This is a genomic window from Streptomyces sp. IBSNAI002, assembly GCF_052244475.1.
In the GTDB taxonomy this organism is placed as follows: domain Bacteria; phylum Actinomycetota; class Actinomycetes; order Streptomycetales; family Streptomycetaceae; genus Streptomyces.
Window position 1 is genome coordinate 276852 of the sequence record NZ_JBQPXG010000002.1, and the last position, 23256, is coordinate 300107.

Annotated in this window: 20 protein-coding genes; 9 read left to right on the plus strand and 11 right to left on the minus strand. The window is 71.2% G+C overall.

The window, feature by feature from the left end:
* Window position 1 precedes the first annotated feature (1 nt).
* The 4 genes from ACTVZO_RS01570 to ACTVZO_RS01585 all read left to right on the plus strand — a co-directional run bounded on the left by ACTVZO_RS01570 (window position 2) and on the right by ACTVZO_RS01585 (window position 4114).
* Window positions 2-1177 carry an acyl-CoA dehydrogenase family protein gene (locus tag ACTVZO_RS01570; protein WP_443296566.1) on the plus strand — a complete coding sequence of 392 codons (1176 nt, stop codon included), beginning with the start codon at window positions 2-4 and terminating at the stop codon, window positions 1175-1177.
* A gap of 61 nt (window positions 1178-1238) precedes the next feature.
* Entirely contained in the window at window positions 1239-2411 is a 1173-nt protein-coding gene (locus ACTVZO_RS01575; RefSeq protein WP_443296567.1) for an acyl-CoA dehydrogenase family protein, read from the plus strand.
* 48 nt (window positions 2412-2459) lie between these two features.
* Window positions 2460-3494: a 3-hydroxybutyryl-CoA dehydrogenase gene (locus ACTVZO_RS01580; RefSeq protein WP_443296568.1), complete on the plus strand. Its 1035-nt coding sequence runs from the start codon at window positions 2460-2462 to the stop codon at window positions 3492-3494.
* Window positions 3491-4114 (plus strand): TetR/AcrR family transcriptional regulator, encoded by a 624-nt coding sequence (locus ACTVZO_RS01585; protein WP_443296569.1) that lies wholly within the window; start codon window positions 3491-3493, stop codon window positions 4112-4114. The genes ACTVZO_RS01580 and ACTVZO_RS01585 overlap by 4 nt, the downstream gene beginning before the upstream one ends.
* Before the next feature lie 81 nt (window positions 4115-4195).
* On the opposite strand, the gene ACTVZO_RS01590 is transcribed toward ACTVZO_RS01585, so the two are convergent.
* From ACTVZO_RS01590 to ACTVZO_RS01615, 6 genes are all read right to left on the minus strand, one after another.
* Window positions 4196-5905 (minus strand): PKD domain-containing protein, encoded by a 1710-nt coding sequence (locus ACTVZO_RS01590; protein WP_443296570.1) that lies wholly within the window; start codon window positions 5903-5905, stop codon window positions 4196-4198.
* Between the two features lie 200 nt (window positions 5906-6105).
* The gene (locus tag ACTVZO_RS01595; RefSeq protein ID WP_443296571.1) at window positions 6106-6792 is read right to left on the minus strand and encodes a DUF4389 domain-containing protein; all 687 of its coding nucleotides are present in this window, start codon (window positions 6790-6792) and stop codon (window positions 6106-6108) included.
* A gap of 478 nt (window positions 6793-7270) precedes the next feature.
* A complete protein-coding gene (locus ACTVZO_RS01600) occupies window positions 7271-8311 on the minus strand; it encodes an NAD(P)-dependent alcohol dehydrogenase (protein ID WP_443296572.1) in 1041 nt (346 codons plus the stop codon).
* A gap of 47 nt (window positions 8312-8358) precedes the next feature.
* Window positions 8359-9450, minus strand: a complete 1092-nt coding sequence (locus ACTVZO_RS01605; protein WP_443296573.1) for a PP2C family protein-serine/threonine phosphatase — start codon at window positions 9448-9450, stop codon at window positions 8359-8361.
* Between the two features lie 266 nt (window positions 9451-9716).
* Entirely contained in the window at window positions 9717-11768 is a 2052-nt protein-coding gene (locus ACTVZO_RS01610; protein WP_443303017.1) for a discoidin domain-containing protein, read from the minus strand.
* 176 nt (window positions 11769-11944) lie between these two features.
* Window positions 11945-12130, minus strand: coding sequence for a hypothetical protein (locus ACTVZO_RS01615; RefSeq protein WP_443296574.1), 186 nt, complete (start codon window positions 12128-12130; stop codon window positions 11945-11947).
* A gap of 208 nt (window positions 12131-12338) precedes the next feature.
* Between ACTVZO_RS01615 and ACTVZO_RS01620 the strand changes: the two genes are divergently transcribed.
* Window positions 12339-13361 carry an AraC family transcriptional regulator gene (locus ACTVZO_RS01620; RefSeq protein ID WP_443296575.1) on the plus strand — a complete coding sequence of 341 codons (1023 nt, stop codon included), beginning with the start codon at window positions 12339-12341 and terminating at the stop codon, window positions 13359-13361.
* Between the two features lie 346 nt (window positions 13362-13707).
* A complete protein-coding gene (locus ACTVZO_RS01625) occupies window positions 13708-14187 on the plus strand; it encodes a C40 family peptidase (RefSeq protein ID WP_443296576.1) in 480 nt (159 codons plus the stop codon).
* A gap of 136 nt (window positions 14188-14323) precedes the next feature.
* On the opposite strand, the gene ACTVZO_RS01630 is transcribed toward ACTVZO_RS01625, so the two are convergent.
* Window positions 14324-14731, minus strand: a complete 408-nt coding sequence (locus ACTVZO_RS01630; protein ID WP_443296577.1) for a YciI family protein — start codon at window positions 14729-14731, stop codon at window positions 14324-14326.
* Window positions 14732-14956: 225 nt separating this feature from the next.
* On the opposite strand from ACTVZO_RS01630, the gene ACTVZO_RS01635 reads away from it, so the two are divergent.
* A complete protein-coding gene (locus ACTVZO_RS01635; RefSeq protein WP_443296578.1) occupies window positions 14957-15175 on the plus strand; it encodes a hypothetical protein in 219 nt (72 codons plus the stop codon).
* Here the strand turns inward: ACTVZO_RS01635 and ACTVZO_RS01640 are convergent.
* Both ACTVZO_RS01640 and ACTVZO_RS01645 read right to left on the minus strand, forming a co-directional pair.
* Window positions 15172-15576 (minus strand): VOC family protein, encoded by a 405-nt coding sequence (locus ACTVZO_RS01640; protein WP_443296579.1) that lies wholly within the window; start codon window positions 15574-15576, stop codon window positions 15172-15174. The genes ACTVZO_RS01635 and ACTVZO_RS01640 overlap by 4 nt on opposite strands.
* A 38-nt stretch (window positions 15577-15614) precedes the next feature.
* Window positions 15615-16673, minus strand: a complete 1059-nt coding sequence (locus ACTVZO_RS01645) for a mechanosensitive ion channel family protein (RefSeq protein WP_443296580.1) — start codon at window positions 16671-16673, stop codon at window positions 15615-15617.
* A 110-nt stretch (window positions 16674-16783) separates the two neighbouring features.
* Here ACTVZO_RS01645 and ACTVZO_RS01650 point away from each other — a divergent pair, with 110 nt between their 5' ends.
* Window positions 16784-17668: a YihY/virulence factor BrkB family protein gene (locus tag ACTVZO_RS01650; RefSeq protein WP_443296581.1), complete on the plus strand. Its 885-nt coding sequence runs from the start codon at window positions 16784-16786 to the stop codon at window positions 17666-17668.
* A gap of 171 nt (window positions 17669-17839) precedes the next feature.
* Window positions 17840-19591, plus strand: a complete 1752-nt coding sequence (locus ACTVZO_RS01655; protein ID WP_443296582.1) for a GH25 family lysozyme — start codon at window positions 17840-17842, stop codon at window positions 19589-19591.
* Between the two features lie 47 nt (window positions 19592-19638).
* Here the strand turns inward: ACTVZO_RS01655 and ACTVZO_RS01660 are convergent, their stop codons facing one another.
* Together ACTVZO_RS01660 and ACTVZO_RS01665 are read right to left on the minus strand one after the other, a co-directional pair.
* On the minus strand, window positions 19639-21258 hold the full coding sequence (locus tag ACTVZO_RS01660; RefSeq protein ID WP_443296583.1) for a hypothetical protein: 1620 nt from the start codon (window positions 21256-21258) through the stop codon (window positions 19639-19641).
* Window positions 21255-22976 carry a phospholipid carrier-dependent glycosyltransferase gene (locus tag ACTVZO_RS01665; RefSeq protein ID WP_443296584.1) on the minus strand — a complete coding sequence of 574 codons (1722 nt, stop codon included), beginning with the start codon at window positions 22974-22976 and terminating at the stop codon, window positions 21255-21257. The genes ACTVZO_RS01660 and ACTVZO_RS01665 overlap by 4 nt, the downstream gene beginning before the upstream one ends.
* Between the last annotated feature and the right edge of the window lie 280 nt (window positions 22977-23256).

Consider the following 23256-nt stretch of genomic DNA (forward strand, 5'->3'; position numbering starts at 1 on the left):
CATGGACTTCCGCTACACCCCCCAGCAGGCCGGCCTCAAGGCGCGCGCCGCCGCGTACGCGCAGCTCCTGATGAGGTACGAGGACCAGTCCGAGGAGGCGGGCGGCCCGCTGCCCGTCGAGACGGTCCGTGAACTGACCCGCGCCGCCGTCGAGGCGGGTGTCTACGCGATCAACATGCCCGCCGAGTGGGGCGGCGCCGGGCTGTCCCTCCTCGACCAGGTGATCGTCGAGGAGGAGTTCGGCAAGGTCACCAACTGTCTCTGGGACATCCCCTGGCGGCCGGCGAACGTCCTCGCCTACGGCACCGAGGAGCAGCGGGAGAAGTACCTGCTGCCCGTCATCCGGGGCGAGCGGTTCGACGCCTTCGCGGTGACCGAGCCCGGGGCGGGCTCCGACCCCGGCTCGGGCACGAGCACCGCCGTCCGTACCGAGGGCGGCTGGCTGCTGAACGGCGAGAAGTGGTTCGTCACCTGTGGCGACATCGCGGACTTCCTGCTGGTGCAGGCCGATGCGGGGCCCGAGCGGGCGGCGACCCTGTTCTTCGTCGACAAGCAGGCGCCCGGGGTCGAGATGACGCGCGTACCGCGGTTCATGCACTCCGCCGTGAACGGGCACCCCGAGTTCACCTTCACCGACGTCTTCGTCCCCGACGAGGACGTGCTGGGCGGGGTCGGCAACGGCTACGAGCTGACGAAGGAGTGGTTCACGGACGAGCGGCTGATGATCGCCGCGAGGACGGTCGGCGCCGCCGAGCGGGCTCTGGAGCTGGCCCGCGACTGGGCTGTCTCGCGCCGCCAGTTCGGCTCCCCCATCGCCGACTTCCAGCTCATCCAGGGGATGCTCGCCGACTGCGCCGTGGACATCGCCGTCAACCGCGCCTACACCCACCAGGTCGCCTGGGAGGCCGACCGGCCCGAGACCGACCGCAAGACGCTGCACGCGAAGGCGTCGACGGCGAAGCTCGCGGCGAGCGAGGCCGCCGGGCGGGTCATCGACCGCTGCGTGCAGATCTTCGGCGGCCGCGGCTACGACCGCTCGTACCCCGTCGAGCGCATGTACCGGGAACTGCGCGTCGACCGGATCTGGGAGGGCACCTCCGAGATCCAGCGCCTGATCATCGCCAACGAGCTGATCAAGCGCGGCACCCGGGCCCTCGCCCTGCCCACCGACTCCTGACGGCCGCCCCCTCCCTCCCCCACACGATCCCTCCTCCATCTCCTTCTCCTTAAGGACAGACATGGACTTCCGTCTCACCGCCCGTCAGGAAGAGCTCCGGGACGCGGCGCGCGCGCTCACCGACTTCATCACGAAGTACGAGCTCGACTGCGAGGAGAACAACGGCCTGCCTCCGCACGCCCACGCCGAGATCCGCGACGCCGTGCTCGACAGCGGCCTGCAGGCCGTCAACATGCCCCGGGAATGGGGGGGCGCCGGCCTCACCATCCTGGAGCAGGTCACGGTCCAGGCGGAGCTCGGACGGCTGACCGGAGCACTGTGGGACATGGTGTGGCGGCCGGCCAACGCCCTGTCCTTCTGCACGCCCGAGCAGCGCGAGCGCTACCTCGTCCCCGTGATCCGCGGCCAGCGCCGGGACTGCTACGCGGTGACGGAGCCCGAGGCGGGCTCGGACCCGCAGAACCTCAAGACGACGGCGACGCGGGCCGACGGCGGCTGGGTGCTGAACGGCGAGAAGTGGTTCGTCACGGTCGGCGACCACGCAGACTTCATGATCGTGCTGGCCGCGGCGGGCGAGGAGCGCGCACCGACCCTGTTCCTCGTCGACAAGGACACGACGGGCGTCGAGATGACGCGCGTGCCGCGCTGGATGCACACCTTCGTCTACGAGCACCCCGAGTTCACCTTCACGGAGGTGTTCGTCCCCGACGGGGCGGTGCTCGGCGAGGTGGGGCAGGGCTACGACATCACCCGCTCCTGGTTCACGGAGGAGCGGCTGATGATCGCGGCCCGGACGATCGGGGCGGCGGAACGGGCCCTGGAGCTGGCCCGCGACTGGGCGGTCGAACGCCGCCAGTTCGGCTCCCCGATCGCCGACTTCCAGCTCATCCAGGGGATGCTCGCGGACAGCGCCGTCGACATCGCCGTCAACCGTGCCTACACCCACCAGGTCGCCTGGGAGGTGGACCAGGGCATCGCCGACCGCAAGACGCTGCACGCGAAGGCCGCCATCGCCAAGCTGGCGGCCAGCGAGGCCTCGGGCCGGGTCATCGACCGCTGCCTGCAGATCTTCGGCGGCCGCGGCTACGACCGCTCGTACCCCGTCGAACGCCTCTACCGCGAGCTGCGCGTCGACCGGATCTGGGAGGGCACCTCCGAGATCCAGCGCCTGATCATCGCGGGCGAGCTCGTGAAGCGCGGTACGGGCGTCTTGCGGATGCCGTCGGCGGACTGACGCGGAGCCCGGGGTACGCAGGAGAACAGTGGAAGGGGAGGCAAGCCCATGAGCACGGTCGGTGTCAGCGCCAGTATCAAGGTCCATGCCGATGTCGATGCCGATGCCTACGATGCCGGTGCCGATGTCCGGCGGGTCGGGATCGTGGGCTGCGGACTGATGGGGTCCGGTATCGCCGAGGTCTGCGCCCACGCAGGACGGGACGTCGTGGTCGTGGAGACGAGCCGTACGGCCGCGGCCGCCGGCCTGGAGCGGATCACCCGTTCCCTGGCCCGCGCCGTGGCACCCGGCAAGCTGACCGGAGCCCAGCGGGACGCCGCCGTCGGCCGGATCGTGGTCACCACGGACATGGCCCGGATGGCGGACCGGGACCTGGTCGTCGAAGCGGTGGCCGAGGACGAGCGGGCGAAGCTGGAGGTCTTCGCCCGGCTCGACGCCGTGGTGGAGCGCGCGGACGCCGTCCTCGCGACGAACACCTCCTCCATCCCCGTCATCCGGCTGGCCGCCGCCGTCTCGCGGCCGCGGCAGGTCATCGGCCTCCACTTCTTCAACCCCGTACCGGTGCTGCCCCTGGTCGAACTGGTGCCGTCCCTGCTGACCGGCGACGAGACGGTCCGGCGGACGCACGCGTTCGCCACCGAGGTCTTGGGCAAGGAGGTCGTCCGCGCCCAGGACCGTGCGGGTTTCGTCGTGAACGCGCTCCTCGTGCCGTACCTGCTGGCCGCCGTACGCATGGCCGAGAGCGGTATGGCGTCGGCCCAGGACATCGACCGGGGCATGACCCTGGGCTGCGCACACCCGCTGGGACCGCTGGCCCTGGCCGACCTGATCGGCCTGGACACGGTGCAGGCCATCGCACGGTCGATGTACGAGGAGTACCGCGAGCCGCTGTACGCTCCGCCGCCGCTGCTCGCCCGGATGGTCGACGCGGGCCTGCTGGGCCGCAAGACCGGCCGGGGCTTCCACGGTTACGGCGTCTGCGGGCACGGGGGCGCGATGCGCGAGGATGGTGCCGTGGTGGCCGGGGCAGCCGGGCCAGCCCGCCCGGTCCACGGGCGCCGACACGGGGAGCAGCCGACGTGACCAAGGTCGAACGCGCACTCGAGACACGTGAGCGGATCCTCACGGCCGCGTGCGAAGTCATCGCGGAGATCGGGTTCGAGAACGTCAGCATGCGCAAGGTCGCCGACCACGCCGGTGTCTCGAAGGCCTTGCTCCACTACCACTTCGACACGAGGGAGAAGCTCTTCGCCGAGGCCATGACGCATTCCTTCGCCCAGACCGGTGCGGACAACGACGCCGGCGCCGAGGGCGGCGCGGACGCGGTCCCGGCGGCTGTCGCCCTGGCCCGCATCCTGCGGAGCATGCTGCCGACGGATGCGGAACTGCGCCAGGACTGGAAGCTCTGGCAGGAGTTGTGGGTGCGCGCCCAGCGCGATGCGGCGGCCCGGCACCTGGCGGTCGACTTGTACGACCAGTTGCACGCGTGGGTCGGCGGAGCCATCGAACGGGGCATCGAGAGCGGGGAGTTCACCGACTGCGACGTGGCGGCGGTGAGCACGCTCGTACTGGCCCTGTGCGACGGGCTCGGCATCCGCCTGATGCTCGACGACCCCCGCCTGGACCTGGCCACGGCCCGCTCGGCGATCTGGCACGCGATCGCCCCCGCCCTGGGCGTCGCGGACACCTTCCCGGAGCTGTGACGGCGGCGGCTCCGGCCGCCGCCTGAGGGGGCGGGCCACCCACCGGGGTGGCCCGCCCGCTTCATGCGCGTCGCCGCGGTGTCACTTCGACTGGTAGACGCCGAAGACGTCGAGCACCAGGTCGGCGTCCTCGTGGCCCTGGTTCCAGAAGGTGATGACGCCGTGCTCGCCGTCGCTCGCCTGCACCAGGTTCGGGACGGTGTCGCCGGCCGTCCAGTTCAGGGTGGAGGAACCGGGGCGCGGCCCGGCGGGTGCGGCGGGCCCGCCTTCCACCGGCAGCGGGGCGGGGCTCGGCGCCACCGAGAGGAATCCGGTGCCGGCCGTCTCGGTGACGGTGGTGTTCAGTACGTAGGCCTCGACGCCCGTCGCGGCCTCGGGCGTGAATCCCTGCGTGATGAACTCACGGGCGCGGAACCTGCCTCCGGGCCAGCCGTAGGCCTCCTCGCGGGTGTCGAGCGTCCGGAACGGGGTGAAGGGCAGGAAGGCGGCCTTGCTGTCGTTGCTGTAGTAGCCGACGACGTCGACCACCACGTGGGCGGGCATCCACGACCCGTTGAAGACCTTGATCGTCCCGTCCGCGGCCACCGGCACGATCACCGCGTTGGCGACCGTCTGGCCGGGCACGAAGTTCAGGTTCGACGCCGTCGGGACCGGCCCGCTGCCGGAGTAGGCGGTCAGGTGACCGGGCCCTCCGGGTTCGGTCACCGTGACGTTCAGCGCCACGGCCGAGATGCCCTGGGGCACGCCCTGCAGACCGCCGATCCTGGTCGTGAACGCGCTGCGCGCGGCGAGCCGGCCCTTGGCCGCGCCGACGCCCTCGCGGGTGTCCACGAACCGGGCGGGCGTCATCGAGGTGTAGCCGCCGGCCGAGGCACGGGTGAAGTAGCCGGTGACGTCGGCGATCAGGTCGACGGACTGCGGGCCTCCGTTGTAGAGCTCCACGTAGCCGTCCTCACCGACCGGCACGATCACCAGGTTCGGGACGGACCGTCCGGCCGTGTAGTTCAGGTTGGAGGTGCCGGGGCGGTCGTAGCCCGCGCCCGGCCACGCGGTCACGTACCCGCTGTCGACGGTCTCCGTGACCGTGACGTTGAGGGCGACCGCGGTGACTCCGGCCGGGACGGCGGCGTTGCCGGCCACCTTCACCCGGGCCGAACCCTGCCCGGCCACCTTGCCCGCGGGCGCGCCGGTGCCGTTGCGGGTGTCGAGGAGCCGGGTCGGGGTGTGGGGGGTGAAGTCGGAGCCGGGGGTGAGGAAGGCGCCGCCGTTGACGGCCTCGACGGCGTTGGCGGTGTCGGTCACCGTCACCTTCACCTGGTACTCGCCGGACTTGTCGTAGACGTGCGAGTGGTGCAGTTCGGCGTTGCCCTGGGCGGTGACGGTGTCGGTCTTCCCGTCGCCCCAGTCGATGACCACGTCGAGCGCGAAGTCGGCGCTCGTGATCAGGGCGGTGAGCTCGATCCCGTGCGCGGTGTAGCTGGTGCCGCTGACGTCGACGGCCAGGGCCGGGTTGGCCCCGGCGTCCAGCGCGGCTTGCTCGGTCAGCGCGGTCGGCGCGGACTGCGCGGACTGCGCGGACTGCGATCCCGCGGTTTTCGCGTTCGCCGCGCCGTTCCCCTTGGCGGCGGGCAGGGCGGTACGGATCGTGCGGTCGGCCGGGCTGTGGAAGCCCTCGGAGGTGGCTGCCGCGGCTATCGCCTCGGCCACGCCCGCCGCGACGGGTACGGGATCCGCCGCCTGTGCGGCGCCCGGAATGATGCCGAGACCGGCTGCCACGAGGGCAGCGGTCATTACGAGTCGGTGGTTGCGCACCGGCCCCCCAGTTGTGGTGATGAACGAAGAGCGGCCAACCTATGGAGCGTTCCGGCCGGGGGTCACGGGGTTCTGACGCGATTCACTCCATAGGGGCCAAGGCTTTACCCACTGTGCGGTTTGCGATCGAGACAGGGCCGCCGGCTCGGCCCCAGGTCGCCGCCGGCCGGTGCGCGGTTTCAGCCGGCCGCCGGCGCCGGCGGACCCGGTGCGGGCTCGGCTCCTCCCATGTCCAGCCGGAACGGCGGGTACTTGTCGGTCATCAGGAACGCGTAGACGCATACGCGCAACGACCATCGCAGCAGGCCCATGAGGAAATCGAACAGATCCCGGGGATAGGTCCCCGTCACCGCCAGGATCACCACCGCGAACAGGGAGAGCAGGCCGATGAGCCCGGAGGAGAAGGGGCTGTAGTCGTCCAAGTAGCGGAATATGCCCCAGCCGCTGGTGACGAGGAGCAAGATCACCAGGAACTGCGGGATGACCAGCAGCCACTTGACCAGGACCAGTCCGCGGGAAAGCCGCTCGGGGTAGGCGACATCCACCTGGATCGGATAGTCAGGCACGTCCTTCAGGGTGAACGGCGGGTACGAGTCGGTGCCGAGCACGGTGGAGGAGTAATAGCTGACGCGCGTGTTCCAGCGAATGACGCCGACATTGAAACGGAAGAGGGACCGTGGATATCTGCCGGTGACGAGGATGCTGAAGAACGCGACGACGGTCACCAGGAAGAAGCCGATCTGCAGGAAGACCAGCACGACGTAGTGCGGGATCGCAAGGATCCATTTCACGAGCCATTTCCATCGGCTGAGACCGGGGTCCAGGATCGCTTTGATGTACAGGGGGTGCGGGGAAGAGGGATACATCTCTGCCACGTCCTTTCCGGGGAGGAAGCGGGGGAATGCGTCCCGCAGCTGCGCGGGACGCGACGTATCCCATTGAGCCCCTGCCTTCGGATCGCGTCACGTCCCTGTTTCGCGTGGCACGAGAACGCGTGACTGGACGAAACCCCGCCGATCTGTCACCGGCACAGGCCGCTGCCCCGCCCGCCGCTCCCCCGATGTCAAGACACGGCATTTCGCCGCATGACCGCACGACCTGCAGCCGGTTTCCCTTGGACGTAGCCCTTCGAGGTTTCGCTACGGTTCCGCTCCGGGGCTATCCGGTCTGCTGCCTGCGTGGCTCGCAAGCGCCCTGCTGCTCGCCTTCGCGCTGCCGTCGTGGGCGGCCATGACCGTCTACTGCACAGCGGCGCTATTGCCCTGGGAAGTCATGCGCCGCCTGCACAACCAGCGCGTCAGGGCCGGCGTCCCGAGCTGACTCGGGCGCCGGACGCGGAGCGCGTCACATGGTGGCGACGTCGATGACGAAGCGGTAGCGGACGTCGCTGGCGAGGACGCGCTCGTAGGCTTCGTTGATCCCGTCCGCGCCGATCAGCTCGATCTCGGCCGCCACCGCGTGGTCGGCGCAGAAGTCCAGCATCTCCTGGGTTTCGGCGATGCCGCCGATGCCCGAACTGCTCATGCTGCGACGCCCCCCGAACAACGACTGCAGTTCCAGCTGCGCCGCCTCTTCCGGAAGGCCGAGGTTGACCATGGCCCCGTCCGTGCGCAGGAGGGAGAAGTACGCGGCGAAATCGAGCGGGGCGGAGACGGTGTTCAGGATCAGGTCGAAGCTCCCCGCCAGGTCCTCGAACGTCGCCGGGGCGGAGGTGGCGTAGTAGCGGTCGGCCCCCATCCGCAGGCCGTCGTCCTTCTTGGACAGGGTCTGGGAGAGCACGGTGACCTCGGCGCCGAGCGCGTGTGCGATCTTGACGGCCATGTGGCCGAGCCCGCCGAGACCGACGACGGCGACCTTCTTGCCGGGTCCGGCGTTCCAGTGGCGCAGCGGCGAGTAGGTGGTGATGCCCGCGCACAGCAGCGGGGCGGCGACATCCAGTGACAGCGCCTGCGGGATGCGCACGACGTAGTTCTCGTCGACGACGATCTTCTGCGAGTAACCGCCGTCCGTGGGCCTGCCGTCCTTTCCGACGGCGTTGTACGTCCACACCGGGCCCTGGGCGCAGTACTGCTCCAGGCCGGCCCGGCAGTTCTCGCACGCTCGGCAGGAGTCGACCATGCAGCCGACGCCGACCCGGTCGCCGACCTCGAAGCGCGTCACCCCGGCGCCCACCCGGGAGACGACGCCCGCGATCTCGTGACCGGGCACCATCGGGAAGATCGCCTTCCCCCAGCCCTCGCGGACCTGGTGGATGTCGGAGTGGCAGATGCCGACGAAGGCGATGTCGATCAGCACGTCGTTCTCGCCGACGGCGCGGCGCTCGACGGTCGTGCGCTCGAGAGGTGCCTTGGCGGCGGGGGCGGCGTAGGCGGCAACGGTGGTCATGGGGGTGTTGGCCTTTCACTGGGGGGCGATCGGGGTGTTTCCGGGGATCACGGCTCGCACAGGCGTACGGCGAGGGCGGCGATGTCGTCGTCGAGGCGTCCCCGGCTGTAGCGGAGGAGGTCGCGGTGCAGGGCCGTGAGCAGGTCGCGGGGCGGCGTCGGGGGCTGCCGGCGCATCCAGGCCGCCAGCGGGAAGAACTCGCCGTCACGGGCGCGGGCCTCGGCGATCCCGTCGGTGTAGAGGAGCAGCAGGTCTCCGGGGGCGAAGTCGAAGGAGTCGACGTTGTAGTGATCTCCGATGAGCTCCGCGAGGCTGAGCAGGGGTGAGGGCGTGGCGGACTCGAGGACACGCAGTGCGCTGCCGTTCAGGAGCAGCGGCGGGGGGTGTCCGCAGTTGAGGATGTTGATACGTCTGCCCCCGTGCGGGATCTCGACGAGGAGGGCCGTGGCGAAGCGCTCCATCGGCCCCTCCGGGGGGAAGGCGGCGTTGTAGCGGGTGCTGCTGGCGTCCAGCCTGCGCGCGACCTCGACCATGTCGGTCTCGTCGTAGGCCGCCTCCCGGAACGCGTTGACGATCGCCGCGGCCGCCCCCACCGCGGGCAGGCCCTTCCCGCGTACGTCGCCGATGAGCAGCCTGACCCCGTACGGCGTGTCGACGACCTCGTAGAAGTCCCCGCCGATGCGGGCCTCCGCCGCGGCCGCGAGGTAGAGGGACTCGATCTCGATGCTGCCGAAGCGGCGTGGCATGGGGCTCAGGACCACCTGCTGCGCCGCGTCGGCGACGAGCCTCACCTGAAAGAGGGTGCGCTCCCGCTGGAGCCGGACGTGGCTTCCGTACGCGGCGGCCACGGTGACCGCGATGATCCCCGCGGCCGTCCACCACGTGCCGAGGTCGGGGAAGACGAGGCCGAGGCCGATCATCAGGCAGAGGCAGACCGTCCCGAGCAGGACGGTCGGGAGGACCGGCCACATGGCGGCGGCCAGGGCCGGTGCGGCGGGCAGGAGGCGGCTGAAGGCCATCTCCGGCGGGGTGGCGTAGGCGAGGCTGGCGATCACCACGGTCAGGAAGACCGGCGACAGCCGCACGAACGTCCCCCGGCCGTATCGCCGACGGATCCGCGGCCGTCCAGACTCGATCACATTTCCCAGAGTATCCACGCAATGAGGGCATAGCGCCCCGACAAACGGAGCCGGCTACCCGCCGCTCCCGTTCCACCGCTGGTGAACGGCCTGGCCGCCCCGCCACGGCGGCGGCGCGTCACTTTCAGTCGCAGTCAGTCACATGTGGTTACCGCCCGGTCGACGCCGTTCTCCGCCGCCGGGTGCCGGCGGCGGAGAACGGGCGGCCCCCCGTACCCGGGAGTAGCCTGGGGCGAGGCGCTGTGCCGGGCGGTAACGCCGCGCCGTTACCGCCTCGTCAGCGGCATGGCGTAGCCGAGCAGGCCCTCCTTCGTATAAGGCCCCTCGCAGTCGGCTCGGTTGGAGACGAAGTGGTCGAACACCGAGGGTATGTAGCACCGGTAGAGGGGTACGGAGCCCGGCACCGGCCTGGTGTACACGTATCCGACCGCGCCGAGCGGCTGCTGGCCCTCGCATCCCGGGTCGGCGGTGAGCAGCGAGTGGTTCGCCACCTTGCACTCGTAGAGCCGGACCGTGCCGGGCGCGGGGTCCCTCAGCACCTTCCAGACCGCCTCCTGCGTGAACCCGGCGGGGAGGGGGCGCGAGGAGGCCAGGTGTCCGGCGTGGGGGCGGTAGCCGCGGACCAGGGGCGTGTAGGGGGTGGTGTGGCCGCTGGTGCGCTCCCACATCCGCAGGTAGCCCTCGGCGCCCTGCATGAGCTCGTCCACCACGTCCTGACCGCCGGTGACGCGGATGTCCTCGATCCAGTCCGGTACGAGGCCGTAGTGGGTGCCTCCGCCGTCGGTGTTGACGTCCCACAGGCGCGAGCCGGTGACCTGCCGGTCGAGGAGCGAGCCGCCGTCGGGGCTGCGGAAGGGGTAGCGGACGGGGTTGCCGTCGGCGGCCCGGGGGCCGGGGAGTGAGGCGAAGCCGTTCATGTCGGTGCCGATCCCGTAGCCCGCGCCGTACTTGGCCCGCAGGGCGGCGTGCCTGCGCGTCTCGGCGGTGAACGCGGGCGCCTCGTACATGTGGCCGGTGATGAAGCCGCCCAGGCCGTAGACCCGCTCGGTCCAGTCGTCGTCCATCCAGCCGTGCGTGGACAGCACGCCGGAGTAGCGTTCGGATTCGAGCAGGTCCAGGGCCCGGTCGGCCGCCTTGACGCTCATGTGGTCGATCTCCAGCATCATGTTGCGCTTCATCATGCCCAGCACCGCGTACTCCCCCAGCGCGGTCAGGCCGCGCCGGTTGCACTGTGCCTGGAGCGAGGCGCCGTACTCGGGCAGTTCGGCGCCCGCCGGCACGGCCGCGCGAATCCTGGCTTCGGTCTCCGCCGGCGAGGTCCCGGGATCCTCGGGTGCGTCGTGCCCGGGCGCCCCCTCGGCCGACAGCCCTGCGGCGAATCCGAAGCCGATCGGGTTGTCGTGCTGGGGGCCGGAGCACGGCTCGGTGCTCCAGAACGTCCCGGTCGACAGGAACTGCCCGACGTTGATGGCCATGCCCTGGGTGCCCGAGTCGAAGCGGACACCGCACAGGGCGTTGTCGAACTTGTGGCACAGGAACATGCTGCGCACGCCGAGGCGGTGGAGTTCGTCCAGGCCGCGGTCGATGTCGGCCGCCGTGCACTGGGCCCGGTCGAAGGACTGCTTGCAGCCGAACGGTTCGGAGGTCTCGACCCCGAGGACGACCGCGAGTTTGCCCTCCTCGATCACCTTGCGCGCCTGGGAGGCCTCGGTGACGACGCGGAACCAGCCCTTGCCCGGGCCGCCGTACATGGCGTCGACGTAGCCCTGGAGTTCGTACGTCTTCTGGATCTGCATCCTGATCGCGGTCATCTCGTCGCAGCCGCGGTCCTTGAAGAAGTACATGGAGCAGATGACTCCGTTGGTGACCATGTCGTTCACCAGGATCCGCTGGCCACCCCGCCAGGCCCGCTCCACCCAGGCGTAGTAGGTCTGCTGGTGGGTGGCGGAGTCGTGGGCCGGCCAGTCGCGGAACGTCGGCCAGCCGTTCGGGTCGTGCTTGCCGTCGCCGCCCTTGGTGATCATGTCGAAGAGGGCGAGGACACCGTTCGGATAGTGCTCGGGGCAGTCCTTGAGGGCGTCCGCCGCGCCCGCGGTGGAGAAGACCTTTCCGCAGACCAGCCGCCCTCCGAAGGCCTCGTTGGACATCAGGTGGACGTGCGCGTCGACGTATCCGCGGACTCGGCCCCGGTCGTCGGTCCCGGTGAACGGCTCTCCCGTGACGTTGACCTGCGAGTCGGGAGCCGGGCGGGCGACGGGCTCCCACCACTGCGGTCCCGCCGACGCGCCGGCCGGGGGGCCGAGCACCAGGGTGACCATCGCGAGGACCAGGCCGATGAACAGGTACCGGCTTCGCCCCGAGGCTCTTCGTCGGTTCATCCCCACCCCTTTCAGAGGTGTTCGTGACACGTTGGATGGTGTTCGGTTCGTTGGTGTGCGGGGTGCGGGGTGCGCGCCCGGTCAGAGCCGGGTAGTCGGCCGCCGGGCGGTGGCAGTCACCGGGTGAAGACCCGGGCGGACAACTGCTGGGCAGTGGCGTCCTCGAGCAGAGTCCGCATGCCCGGGGCGTGTCCGCCCGGGGTGGCGCAGCGCACCTCGAAGCCGGCCTCCCTCAGCGCCGCCCGGGGCACAGCCGCCTCGGCCGGGTCGCAGTCGCCCGCGGGAAGCAGGAAGAGAATCACGGCGTACTCCTCTGAGCGGTGGTGAGCGGTGGCGATCAGGGCGGTACGCTCGCCCGGCGCTCCGCGGGCCCTCGGCCCCGTCGGTGCCCGGAGGCCGACCTTAGGAGCGGCCGACGGCCGCGTCATTCACTTCGGCGGCCATTGCATTGACCTCCCGGGCCCGACGACGGTGTTGACGGGGGTGGCGCGCCCGCATTGACTGGCGGCCGTGTCCACCATCGAGCCGCCCTCCGTCACGGCCAGTTACGCCCTCTCCGTCCTGAACGCCACGTCGGACGGCGCCGGCGAATCCGCTTCCTGGGCCTTGCCCACGGACCGGCTGCAGTTCGGCGAAATGCGCGCCCTGTGGGACACCGTGCTCGCGGCAGGGGGCGCCGGCCCGCACACCGGGCTCCTCGTGGGCGACCGCATCCGGCCCGAGGGGCTGCACATCCTGGGCCACCTCGTCCTGACCTGCGGCAGCCTTGCCGACGCCGCGCTGGCCGCCGAGCGCTACCACTCCCTGGTGAGCCAGGTGGGCACGGTGTCCGTGCACCGCGGCAGCGATGTCAGCCGGATCCGCTACCGGCCGAACGTCGACCCGGCGGCCATGTATCCCCAGCAGGTGGAGGCGATCGTCAGCAGCATGGTGCGGGCCGCCCGTTGGATCGCCGGGGACGACTGGGCGCCCCTGGCCGTGTCGTTCGCCCACCCGCGTACGGGCTCGGCCGAGCCGTACGCCCGCGTCCTCGGCTGCCCGGTCACCTTCGACGCCGCGGAGCACGCGATCACGGTCACGAACGAGGAGCTGGACCGGCACCGGCCCCTGTACGACCCGGCGCTCAACGCCCTCCACCGGGCCTACGCCGACCGGCTCCTGGACCAGTTGTCCACCACCACGGCCGCCGCGACCACGGCCGAGCGCGTGCGGCAGTGGCTGGAGCACGCCGCGCTCGCGGAAGCGGGCCCCGAGGGCCCCGCGAGGGAACTCAGCCTGAGCGTCCGGAGCCTGCGCCGGGCCCTGCACGCGGAGGGCACGTCGTGGCGCGCACTCCTCGACACCGCCCGCCACTGCCGGGCCAGACGGCTGCTGGAGACCACGGCCCTGCCCTTGGACCGTATCGCTCCGCTCGTCGGACTGAGCGGCGCGACGGCCCTGGTCCGCGCCTTCACCCGGTGGGAGGGCATGTCTCCCGGGGCGTACCGCAGCCGGGCAGCGTCCTCGTCGAGCGGGACGGGCCCGACGCGGTGATCCCGCCGCGCACCGGGACCCTGCTGTCCGGCGCCGACGCTACCACCGGATCACGATTCGGCCCGGAACATCACGTGGTGCGCGTCGGACGGCCGGCCCGCTCCGCGACACGCCGGTATTCCACGGCCCGATCGCGGCAATTCCGCAGCACAACGGGCTGATGGGCCGGACGGCTTTACCCAAACGAAACCTTTGAATTGGGCAAAAGCGTGACGAATGGGACATCTTGCGGAAGACTGAGCGGCCGTCGAGAGCAAAGGGCGTCTCGCCGGGGCCAGTTCCTTCGGCGGGAGGCCGTTCCTGCACCCCGTACGGAGGTTTCACGATGGCCTGCACCCGAACGGACATGCCGAGTTCTCCAGGCGATTCCCGACCCGCGTTCCGCTCCCCCCACGCCCTCACCGCTCCCCTGCTCGTCCTCTTCCTCGCCGTTTCCACGGTGACGTGCAGCACCACGTCGGCCGAGGCGGCCGCGCCCTACGGGGTGAAGGCCGTGGCGGTGGCGGCCTCCAAACGGGGCGCCCCGTACGCCTACGGCGCCACGGGGCCGAAACGTTTCGACTGCTCGGGCCTGACGCTCTACGCCTTCCGCGAGGCGGGCCGTCAACTGCCCCGCACGGCCAACCAGCAGTACGAGCAGACGCGCCACATCCCCCCGGTGCAACGAGCCCCCGGCGACCTGGTGTTCTTCCCGAAGGGCGGCACCATGGGCCACGTCGGCATCTACGCCGGACGCGACAAGATCTGGCACGCCCCGCGACCCGGCGGCCGCGTACGCCTGGAACAGATCTGGAGCGGCAACGTCCGCTACGGGCGCCCCTCCTGAGCGCCGGCCCCCTCAACCAGCCCTGCCTTGGCACGGGTTGCGCATACGAGCTCCGCGAGCCGAGCGCCCCGGCCCCGCCTGCCGGGGGCCGGGCGCGCGCCGGCCCCCGCCGGGAAGGCCCGGCCGCGGGCGGGGTTCAGGCCTCCGTCGGGTGCTCGTCGATCGGGTGCTCGTCGATCGGGTGCACTTCGACCGGGTCGTTGCCGGGGACCCCGCCCGGGCCGGGGCACGCCGATGCGCGGGCGGCGATCTCCAGGGCCCGGCCCTCGCTCTTGACGTCGACCACCCAGTACCCGGCCAGGATGTGTCCGCCCTGGCCGGGTCCCTCCGTCACCTGCGGCCGCCCGTCGCTCCCCGCCCGCACCGTCTTGACCCGGGAGGGACCGCCCAGGCCCTGCCCCTCCACCCACTCCCCGTTGGAGGTCAGGTCCTCGTTGAGGGCGTTCATGTGGGCGAACATGGCCTCCATGTCGTCCTTGGAGTAGGACGACATGATGGCGCCCCACTCCGCGAGCGGCACGTTCATCTGGATCATGTACTTCATGTTCCTCACCCTTCCCTGGCTGCTTCCGGATTCCAGCCGTACGGAGAGGTAGACCGTCGGGCGCGGGAAAACTCATCGGTGCCCGCCGGATCAGCCGGCCCTCCCCCGGTCAAGCCCCGGATTTCCGTGACGTGAGGCGGTTCGCCGGCTCGGGCTCAATGGAGACACGGACTCGCACGTCGACCGGGCCCGACCCGGCCCGCGCCGCTCAGAGGAGGCACTCCCATGGCTCGCACCCGCATGCTGCCGGTCGTCCTGCTGACGGCCGGTGCCGCACTGGCCGCAGGAAGCGTGTCCCTGTTCTCCAGCCCCGCGGTCATCCCCACGGCGCCACGGCCCGCCGCCACGGTCACCGTCCCGGACGACGGGGCCGGAAACCGGCAGAACGGGTTCGGAGAGGTATGGAGCACCCTGGACGGTCCTGCCGTCTATTCGATCGGCTAGGCCGGAGGGGTCTCCGCTTCGAGGACGAAGGCGTGACCGGCCGGGTCGGCGTAGCGGCGCAGGGTGGTCCGGCTGCCGGGCGCGGCGCCGTCGTCCGTCGCGGCCACCGGGCGGGCCCCGAGGGCCACGGCCTCGCGTTCGGCCTCGTCGAGGCTCTGCGCGTCGACGAGGATGCACAGGTGGGCCTGCTGGGAGCCCTCGGGGAGCGGCCAGCTCGGCGGTGCGTGGCCGGGGTCGCGGCGGACGCCGAGCACCGCGCCCGCGGGGCCGGTGACGAGGAGGAGGTCCCCGTCGGCCGGCGACGGTCCCGCCGTGCCACCGAGCAGTTCGGCGTAGAAGCGTGCCAGCAGCTCGGGCTCGGCGCTGTCGAGGACGAGAACGGTCGTCTTGGGTACGGTCATGACCCCCGTTTGCCCCGGGTCGGCATCCGTACGCAGGGTCACGCGCGGAGCTGACGTGCGGCCTCCGGTGCCGACGCGAGGACCACCCGGGGCAGGGCGTCGGGGTGTTTCCGGGAGAGCCAGGCGACCAGCTGCTCCCGTACGGCGCAGCGCACCGTCCACAGGTCGTCCGCGTCCTTCGCGGTGACGATCGCGCGTACGACGATGGTGGAGGGCGTCGTCTCGGTGACGGCGACGTCCCAGCCGCGGCCGTCCCACTCCCGGCACTGGTGCAGGATCTCGTGGACCTTGTCGCGGATGAGGTCCACGGGGGCGCTGTGGCCGACGTGGAGGAAGACGGTGCCGGTCATCTGGACGCCGCCGCGGGACCAGTTCTCGAAGGGGCGGGAGGTGAAGTACGAGACGGGCATGGTGATGCGGCGTTCGTCCCAGGTGCGTACGGCGAGGAAGGTGAGCGTGATGTCCTCCACCACTCCCCATTCACCGGCGACCACGACCGTGTCCCCGATGCGCACCATGTCGCCGAAGGCGATCTGGAAGCCGGCGAAGAGGTTGCCCAGGGTCGACTGGGCGGCGATGCCCGCGACGATGCCGATGATCCCGGCGGAGGCCAGCATGGAGGTTCCGAGCGCGCGGAAGCTCGGGAAGGCGAGCAGCATGGCCGCGACGGCGACGACCGCGACGACGGCGGTCACGACCCGCATGATCAGGCTCACCTGGGTGCGGACCCTGCGGACCCGGGCCGGGTCGCGGGTGCCGGTGGCGTAACGGGCGTACCCGGACTCGACGGCGGCGGAGGCCACGCCCACGACGAGCCAGGCTCCCGCGCCGATCAGCGCGAGCGAGAGGACCCGGCCGGCGACGGCCTGGTTCTCCTGCAGCGGCGACCATCCGGTCTGCCGGTACGCGCCCCTGAGCAGTGCGGCGAGCAGCACGATCTGCAGCGCGGGCAGGCAGCGGCGCAGCTTGATCCACAGGGGCGTTTCGGGGTGGCGGGCGTCGGCCCGGCGCAGCAGCAGGCCGGCGGCCCATCCGGCCACGACGGTGAGCAGGACCGAGCCGCCCAGGACGATCAGCAGGCGAAGAGCGGTGTTCATGTCTCCTCAGCGGTTGTCGGGGGCATGCAGTGCCACGCGCCTGCCCCCGGGAGGCGCGCCGACACATCGGACCGCGCATGGCGCCGGCGACCTTCGGGCACCCGCGTTCCGTGACAGGGATCCCGAACACCGCATCGCACGGCGCAGGCCGGCTCGCCGGAGTCGCGGCGCGCACCCGTGGCGCGCTCGCGCGTACGGCCATGCGCGTCTGGAGCGACAACGTCGCCGACCAGGCGGCGGCGCTCACCTACTACGCGGTCCTCGCGCTGCTGCCCGCCCTCGTCATCGCGGTGTCCCTGGTGGGGCTGCTGGGCGGGGCCACGCGCGACCGGCTGGTCGCCGAGCTCACCTCGTACGCGCCGCCCCAGTCGGCGCAGGTGCTGCGCGAGGCCCTCGACGGGCTCTCGGCGGCCGGCACCTCGATCTGGGTGCTGCTGGTCAGCGGCGCCGTCAGCGCGCTGTGGTCGGCGTGCAGCTATCTGGCGGTGTTCCGCCGGGCCCTGCACACGATGCACCGGGTGCCCGACACGCGGCCGCCGCTGCGGGCGGCGCACACGCTGCTCATCACCGCCACGCTGCTGCTGGTCCTGCTGGTGGCGGGCGCGGCCGGGCTGGTCGTGTCGGGGCCGGTGGCCCGCTGGGCTGCGCAGACCGCGGGCTGGGGCACCGTGCACAGCGTCGCGCTGCTGCGCTGGCCGGTGCTGCTGGTGGTCGTCACCCTGCTCGTCCTGGTGCTGTTCCGTACCGGCCCGGCGCAGACCCGCGGCAAGCGCCGGGGCCTGCCCGGTGGTGTGCTGGCGGGCTTGCTCTGGCTCGCCGCGTCGGGGCTCTTCACGCTCTACACGCAGTTGGACACCTACGGCCGGCTGTACGGTTCGCTGGCCGGGATCGTGGTCTTCGTCGTGTGGCTGTGGTTCGCGAACCTCGCCCTGCTCACCGGGGCCCAGTTCAACGCGGAGCGGGCCCGGGACCGGGGAAGCCGGGCACCGGTCTGACGTCGCGGTACGGGCGTTCCGCCGGCCCGGCGCTACGCGACGGGGCAAGCCCTCGGGGGACCCGGTGCTGCTCGTTCAGCGGCGGATGTCATCTTCCGGTCGTCATCGGTGAGCTTGATCGATGACATCTTCACGGAAGTACATTCCCGCACGTGCAGAATCGAGTGGCTCGTGGTCCGAAGCAAGGTCCTCTCCGCGTCCGTGGTCGTGGGCGCGACCGTCGTCTCCCTGGTAGTGACCGGCGCCGCCCCGGTGATGGCCGCCCGGGGAACGGTGCCCCCGCCGAACGGCCCCGGCGCATCGCCCGGAGCAGAGGGAGACCGGGGGGCGCGGATGGGCGACGGCATCCGCAGGGTCGAGGGGGGAGGCGACCGGTCGCGGTCGATGCGCGCGCCCACGGGCGGTGTCGAGGGCGTGGACGTCTCCGCCTGGCAGCCCGCCGCCGTCGACTGGAAGAAGCTGTGGGACTCGGGGAATCGGTTCGCGTTCGTGAAGGCGACGGAGTCCGACTACTGGGTCAGCGACAGGTTCCGGCAGCAGTTCACCGAGGCGAAGGCCGCCGGGTTGATCACGGGCGCCTACCACTACGCGGTTCCCAGCACCTCCAGCGGGTCGGATCAGGCCGCCTTCTTCCTTGCCGGGGGCGGCGCGTGGACGGGCGACGGGAAGACCCTGCCCGGTGCGCTCGACCTGGAATGGGGAACGCCGAAGCAGGGTGGCGACTGCTACGGAAAGAGCCCGGCCGAAATGGCGGCCTGGGTCGAGGAGTTCAACCGCACGTACAAGGCCGCCACCGGACGCGACGTGATCCTCTACACGTCGACGGCCTGGTGGAACCAGTGCGTCGGCCTCGACGCGGACATCGCCGCGACGCACCACCTGTGGATACCCCGCTACGCCTCCGAGATCGGTGCTCTGCCGAACGGATGGACCCGACACGCCTTCTGGCAGTACACGGACGGTGGGGAGACGGTCGGCGACCACAACAACTTCAACGGTACGGAGAGCGACCTGCGGGCGATGGCTTCCGGTGACGCGACGATGGCTCTGGTGGACACCGACAGCGGCCTGTACCAAGGAGCGCGGCTGGAGGGGCGTTGGACGGACTTCGTCGACGTCCAGTCCGAGGCCGGTTCGATCGGTGACGTGCGGTCGGTCGGTGCGTCCGTGGTGGGGCGCGACACCCATGTCGTGGCGCTCGGCGGGGACGGCCGGTTGCACCATGCCGTGCGCAGGGCCGACGGCACGTGGACCAGGTTCGGGGACGTCAACGGCCAAGCGGGAAAGCTGACGGGCCTCGGGGCGGTGTCCGTCGCTTCGGTCGGCGCCGAACTGCACGTCGTCGCGGCGGCCCAGGGGAAGCCGTACCACTGCGTCCGCCGCGCCGACGGCACGTGGACCGTCTTCGGCGATGTCACGGGCGAGGCGGGCCGGGCCGGCGACGTGTCCTCCGTCGCCACGGCGGCGACCGGCGGCCGGCTCCATGTGACCGCGCTGGCGAAGGGCAAGACCCTGCACACCATCCGAGCCGCCGACGGCCACTGGGACCGGTGGGGTGACGTGGCGGGTCAAGCCGGTTCCCGGGGGGACGTCGCGTCGGCGACGATGACCGGTGTCGGTGAGGACGTGCACGTCACCGTGGCGACCGACGGTGGACGGCGCCAGTACCACACGGTCCGCCGGGCCGACGGTACGTGGCAGCGCTACGGCGACCTGGGCGACGTACTCGGCACGCTGACGGCCAGGTCGGTCGGCGCGGCATCGGTCGACGGAGAGTTCCAGCTCGCAGTCGTCACCGGGGACAAGCGGGTGCTGCACACGATCCGCTCCACGAGCGGTCATTGGTCCGCCACCAAGCCGGTCGGTCTCGCCGGAACCAAGGGGACACCCCACGGTGTCGCCGTCGCGGGGATGCCGGAGTAGCCCACCTGGTGGCACGACCCGGGAAGAACGAGGGCCCCCGATCCGCCCTACGGAGCGGGGGCGTTCCTCTTGCCGCGCTCGGGCGGCTTGTACGGCTCGCACGCGCCTTCGTGCGCGTACCTCGGACACTCCCCCGTCGGCAGCCGCACGTTGTGCGAGTACCAGGCGAGCTGGCCGGCCCCGCCCTCTCGGGGGTCCTTGGGCATGAAACTGTCCGCCGTCGAGGAACCCGCCGTGCCGAAGAGCATTCCCAGCGCGCAGAGCGCGCCGATGACCGTGGCTCGGGAGCGGGGTGTCCGCGACTCGTGTGCGCGTACCCGCTCCCGGATCCGCTCCACCGCGTGGTACGCGGCCAGCCCGGTCAGTGCGATCAGGCAGTACAGGATCTGGTGGCTGGTACGGGGATAGAGCTGCACCACCTGGTCGCGCTCCATGTGCGAGGCGTACCAGTAGCGCAGTACGAAGGCGCTCGCGGTGCACGCGGCCAGGGTCATCACCAGCGGCCGGCGCAGTCCCAGGGCGAGGGCCGCACCCGTCCCCGCGATCAGGACGATGCTGAAGAGGCCGACACCGCCGAGCTCACCGAGCGGCGGCCAGCCGCCCAGGTGCAGCGGGCCCGGTGTGGAGGCGCCCCACATGGCGAAGTACGCCGGATCGCTGTGGGTGTCGAAGTAGAAGTACGCGTCCTTGGTCGCGCCGCTCGCGCCGAGCAGCCGTACCAGGTAGTGGCCGGCGGGCGCCAGGAACGCCGCGAGCGCGGCCGCGAGCGGGATGAGGCCCCGCGCCGCCGCGCGGAGCCCGCCCCGGCGCAGCAGCCGGACCAGCAGGGCCGCGAAGAGTGCGACGACACCGATCGAGGACCACAGGAACCAGCCCGCGTACAGCAGGAAGAGCACCGCGAACAACAGCCCGAGTCCGGCTCCCGTCACCAGCGCCCGCCTCACGTCCGGTTCGCCGGACCGCGTCACCGCCTGCACCAGCTTGGCGAGGACGGGAATCAGGATCATCAGGACGAGTGCGGAGTACGGCTTGTACGGGTCGACCAGCGGCAGCGCGGCGGTCACGCCGATGCCCAGGGCCCACAGCGGGGGCAGCAGCAGTCTCCAGGCCAGGTACGCGGCCGGGCCGGTGATCGCGAGAAGGCCGATCATGACCCACTTCGACGCGTGCGGCACATCACCGTCGAAGAAGGTCTGCGACGTCCAGGCGAGCACGTGGGGGAAGCCCGGCGGGTACTCCGGCGGGAGCGGGACACCGTCGATCACGTCGTACGCCCACTGCTGGAGGTTGCCGATGTCGCCCACGTTCGCGTAGATCGGCCAGGAGGTGCCCCGCAGCCCCACGACGGAGCCCGATGCGGTCACCCCCGTGGCCAGACCCGCCACCGCCGCCGCGCCGATCCGCACTGCCGTTTCGGGCAGCAGCCGGGAGAGCAGCGCGTACACCAGGACCGTGGCCCCCAGCAGGGCCAGGAACCGCAGCTGGATCCCGGCCAGTCCGCTGACCTGCCCGATCCGTGTCATCGGGTTCACCCGCAGGCGCATGCACAGCACGACGAGCAACAGCGCGGCCAAGAGGGCCGCGGCCGCCTCGGCCGAGACGAGGACCAGCGGCGAACGCCCTTCCTCCCGGCCTCCGACGGGAGCGCGGGCCGGCATGCTGCTCACTCGCCCCGGCGCCAGATGACGTAGTGGCTCTTGCGGACGTCGCGGTCGACGTGCCAGCCGGACGGGGCGTCGGGCCAGCTGTCGCCGGCCGGGGCGTTCTCGTCCGAAAGGGGAAGCGCGGCGACGTTGGCCTCGGCCGGGGCGGGCGCGTTCTTGTTCAGGGCGCGGGTCCAGACCTGTCCGTCGAGCACCATGAAGGCCATCGACGTCCGGGTCTCCCACTGGAAGCCGTCGTCCATCACGAGCCGGTCGCCGGGCCGGATACCGGCCTCCTGGACGAATCCGGTGGTGTACCCGCGGCGCCAGTCGGACCAGGGCTTGGTGACGTGGTCGGTGATGGCCACGCCGGCGACTCCGGCGAACACCGCCAGCGACACCCCGATGGCGCCGGTGGCCAGCGCCACTCTGCGGTCGCCGCCCAGCAGCCTCAGCAGGAGGACGGCGGCGAGTACGGCCAGGGCGATGACGGTGGTGCGGCCGGCGTGGAAGCTGCCCCAGTCGCCGTTCGCGGGCCACAGGCTGGAGAGGAAGGTGGAGTCAGGCAGGGCCCAGATGACGAAGTAGGACTTTCGGAACTCCTTCCCGGCGAGGTGGACCAGCACCACGGTGAGGAGCAGCGTGACGCCGCACGCGGCCGCGCCGAGCGCGGCGATCCTCTTGCGGCCGCGGACGTGGTAGAGCGCGGCGATGGCGACCAGCAGGTACACGGCGGCGAGCGGGGAGAGGTAGCGGGCGTAGGTGATGGTGTCGATCCGGCCGTCGGCGGGCAGGCCGGCGGCGGCCGCCAGGGTGATGCCGGCCAGCAGCGCGACCATGAGGAAGGCCGTCACCCGGTCGGCCAGGCCGAAGCGCTTGCCGAACACCACGTACAGGCAGACCACCAGAGCGAGCGCGCCCATGCCCCAGGTGGAGGTCATGAAGTACCAGAGGTGGCCGATCGACCGCATGATCGTGCGGCGCATCAGCCGGGTGTCGGCCAGCGTCTCGAAGACGGCGTTGCCGACCGCACTCGGATGGGCGCCGTCGATCCGCGACAACAGCCAGGCGGTCATCACGTGCTTGACGGCGAACATCACGGCCACCATGCCCAGCGCCAGCGTGCTCGCGATCCGCGGTGCCCAGTTGAAGACCAGCGCCGCCAGCAGGACGACGACGGTCAGCGCGATGACCACGCCGCCGCGGTCGTGGGTGAGCAGGCAGTACCCGGCGGCGAAGCCGGCCAGCAGCCCGAACCAGGTCCGGCGGCGTCGGCTGCCCTGGGAGAACAGGCCGTGCACGCCGATGAGCCACAGCAGCACCAGCACCGGCAGCGGGGTGTCCGCCATCGCGTACTGCGAGTAGAAGAGGACGGGCGGGAGCATCACCGCGGCGAGTGCTGCCGCGTACGACACCAGCACCGAGACGCCCAGACGGCGCAGTGCCCAGTAGGCGACGGGCAGCACCAGACAGCTGATCAGGGCGTTGATGCCCATGATCAGGTGGTACGCGTGCACCGGCTCCTGCGTCATGCGCAGAGCCGGGGAGATGAGCAGCGAGTATCCGCCGGGGATGATCTGGTTCCCGGGCATCTCGGTCGTGGGCCTGCCGGCCATGATCCTGGCGATCACCAGGTACATCTGCTCGTCCGGGCACACCGTGGGGTAGTGCTGCCTGGTGACGAGAGAGAGCCGGAAAAGGACGTTGAGCACGTAACCGACGGCCAGCGCCGAGGGCGTCACCCAGCGGGCGCGCCACCCCCTCGCGAGGGTAAGGCTGTCGGACGGAGGATCCCCGGCGGCCCGGGCTGTGTCCGTCTCGGCAGGGGGCAAGGGCGCCAGTTGCGTCATGTTCCGGTTTCCGTGAGAAGTCTGCATTGCGGAGCGGCTCCCGGCCGTTCTGCCTGTGCTTTCGAAGCTATCGGCAATCAGGACATCCGATATCGAGCTAAAGGCCGAATCAGTGCAACCAAAGTTGAAGAATGCACAGGACCTGAAATCGGCTTCCATTTCAGGAAATACC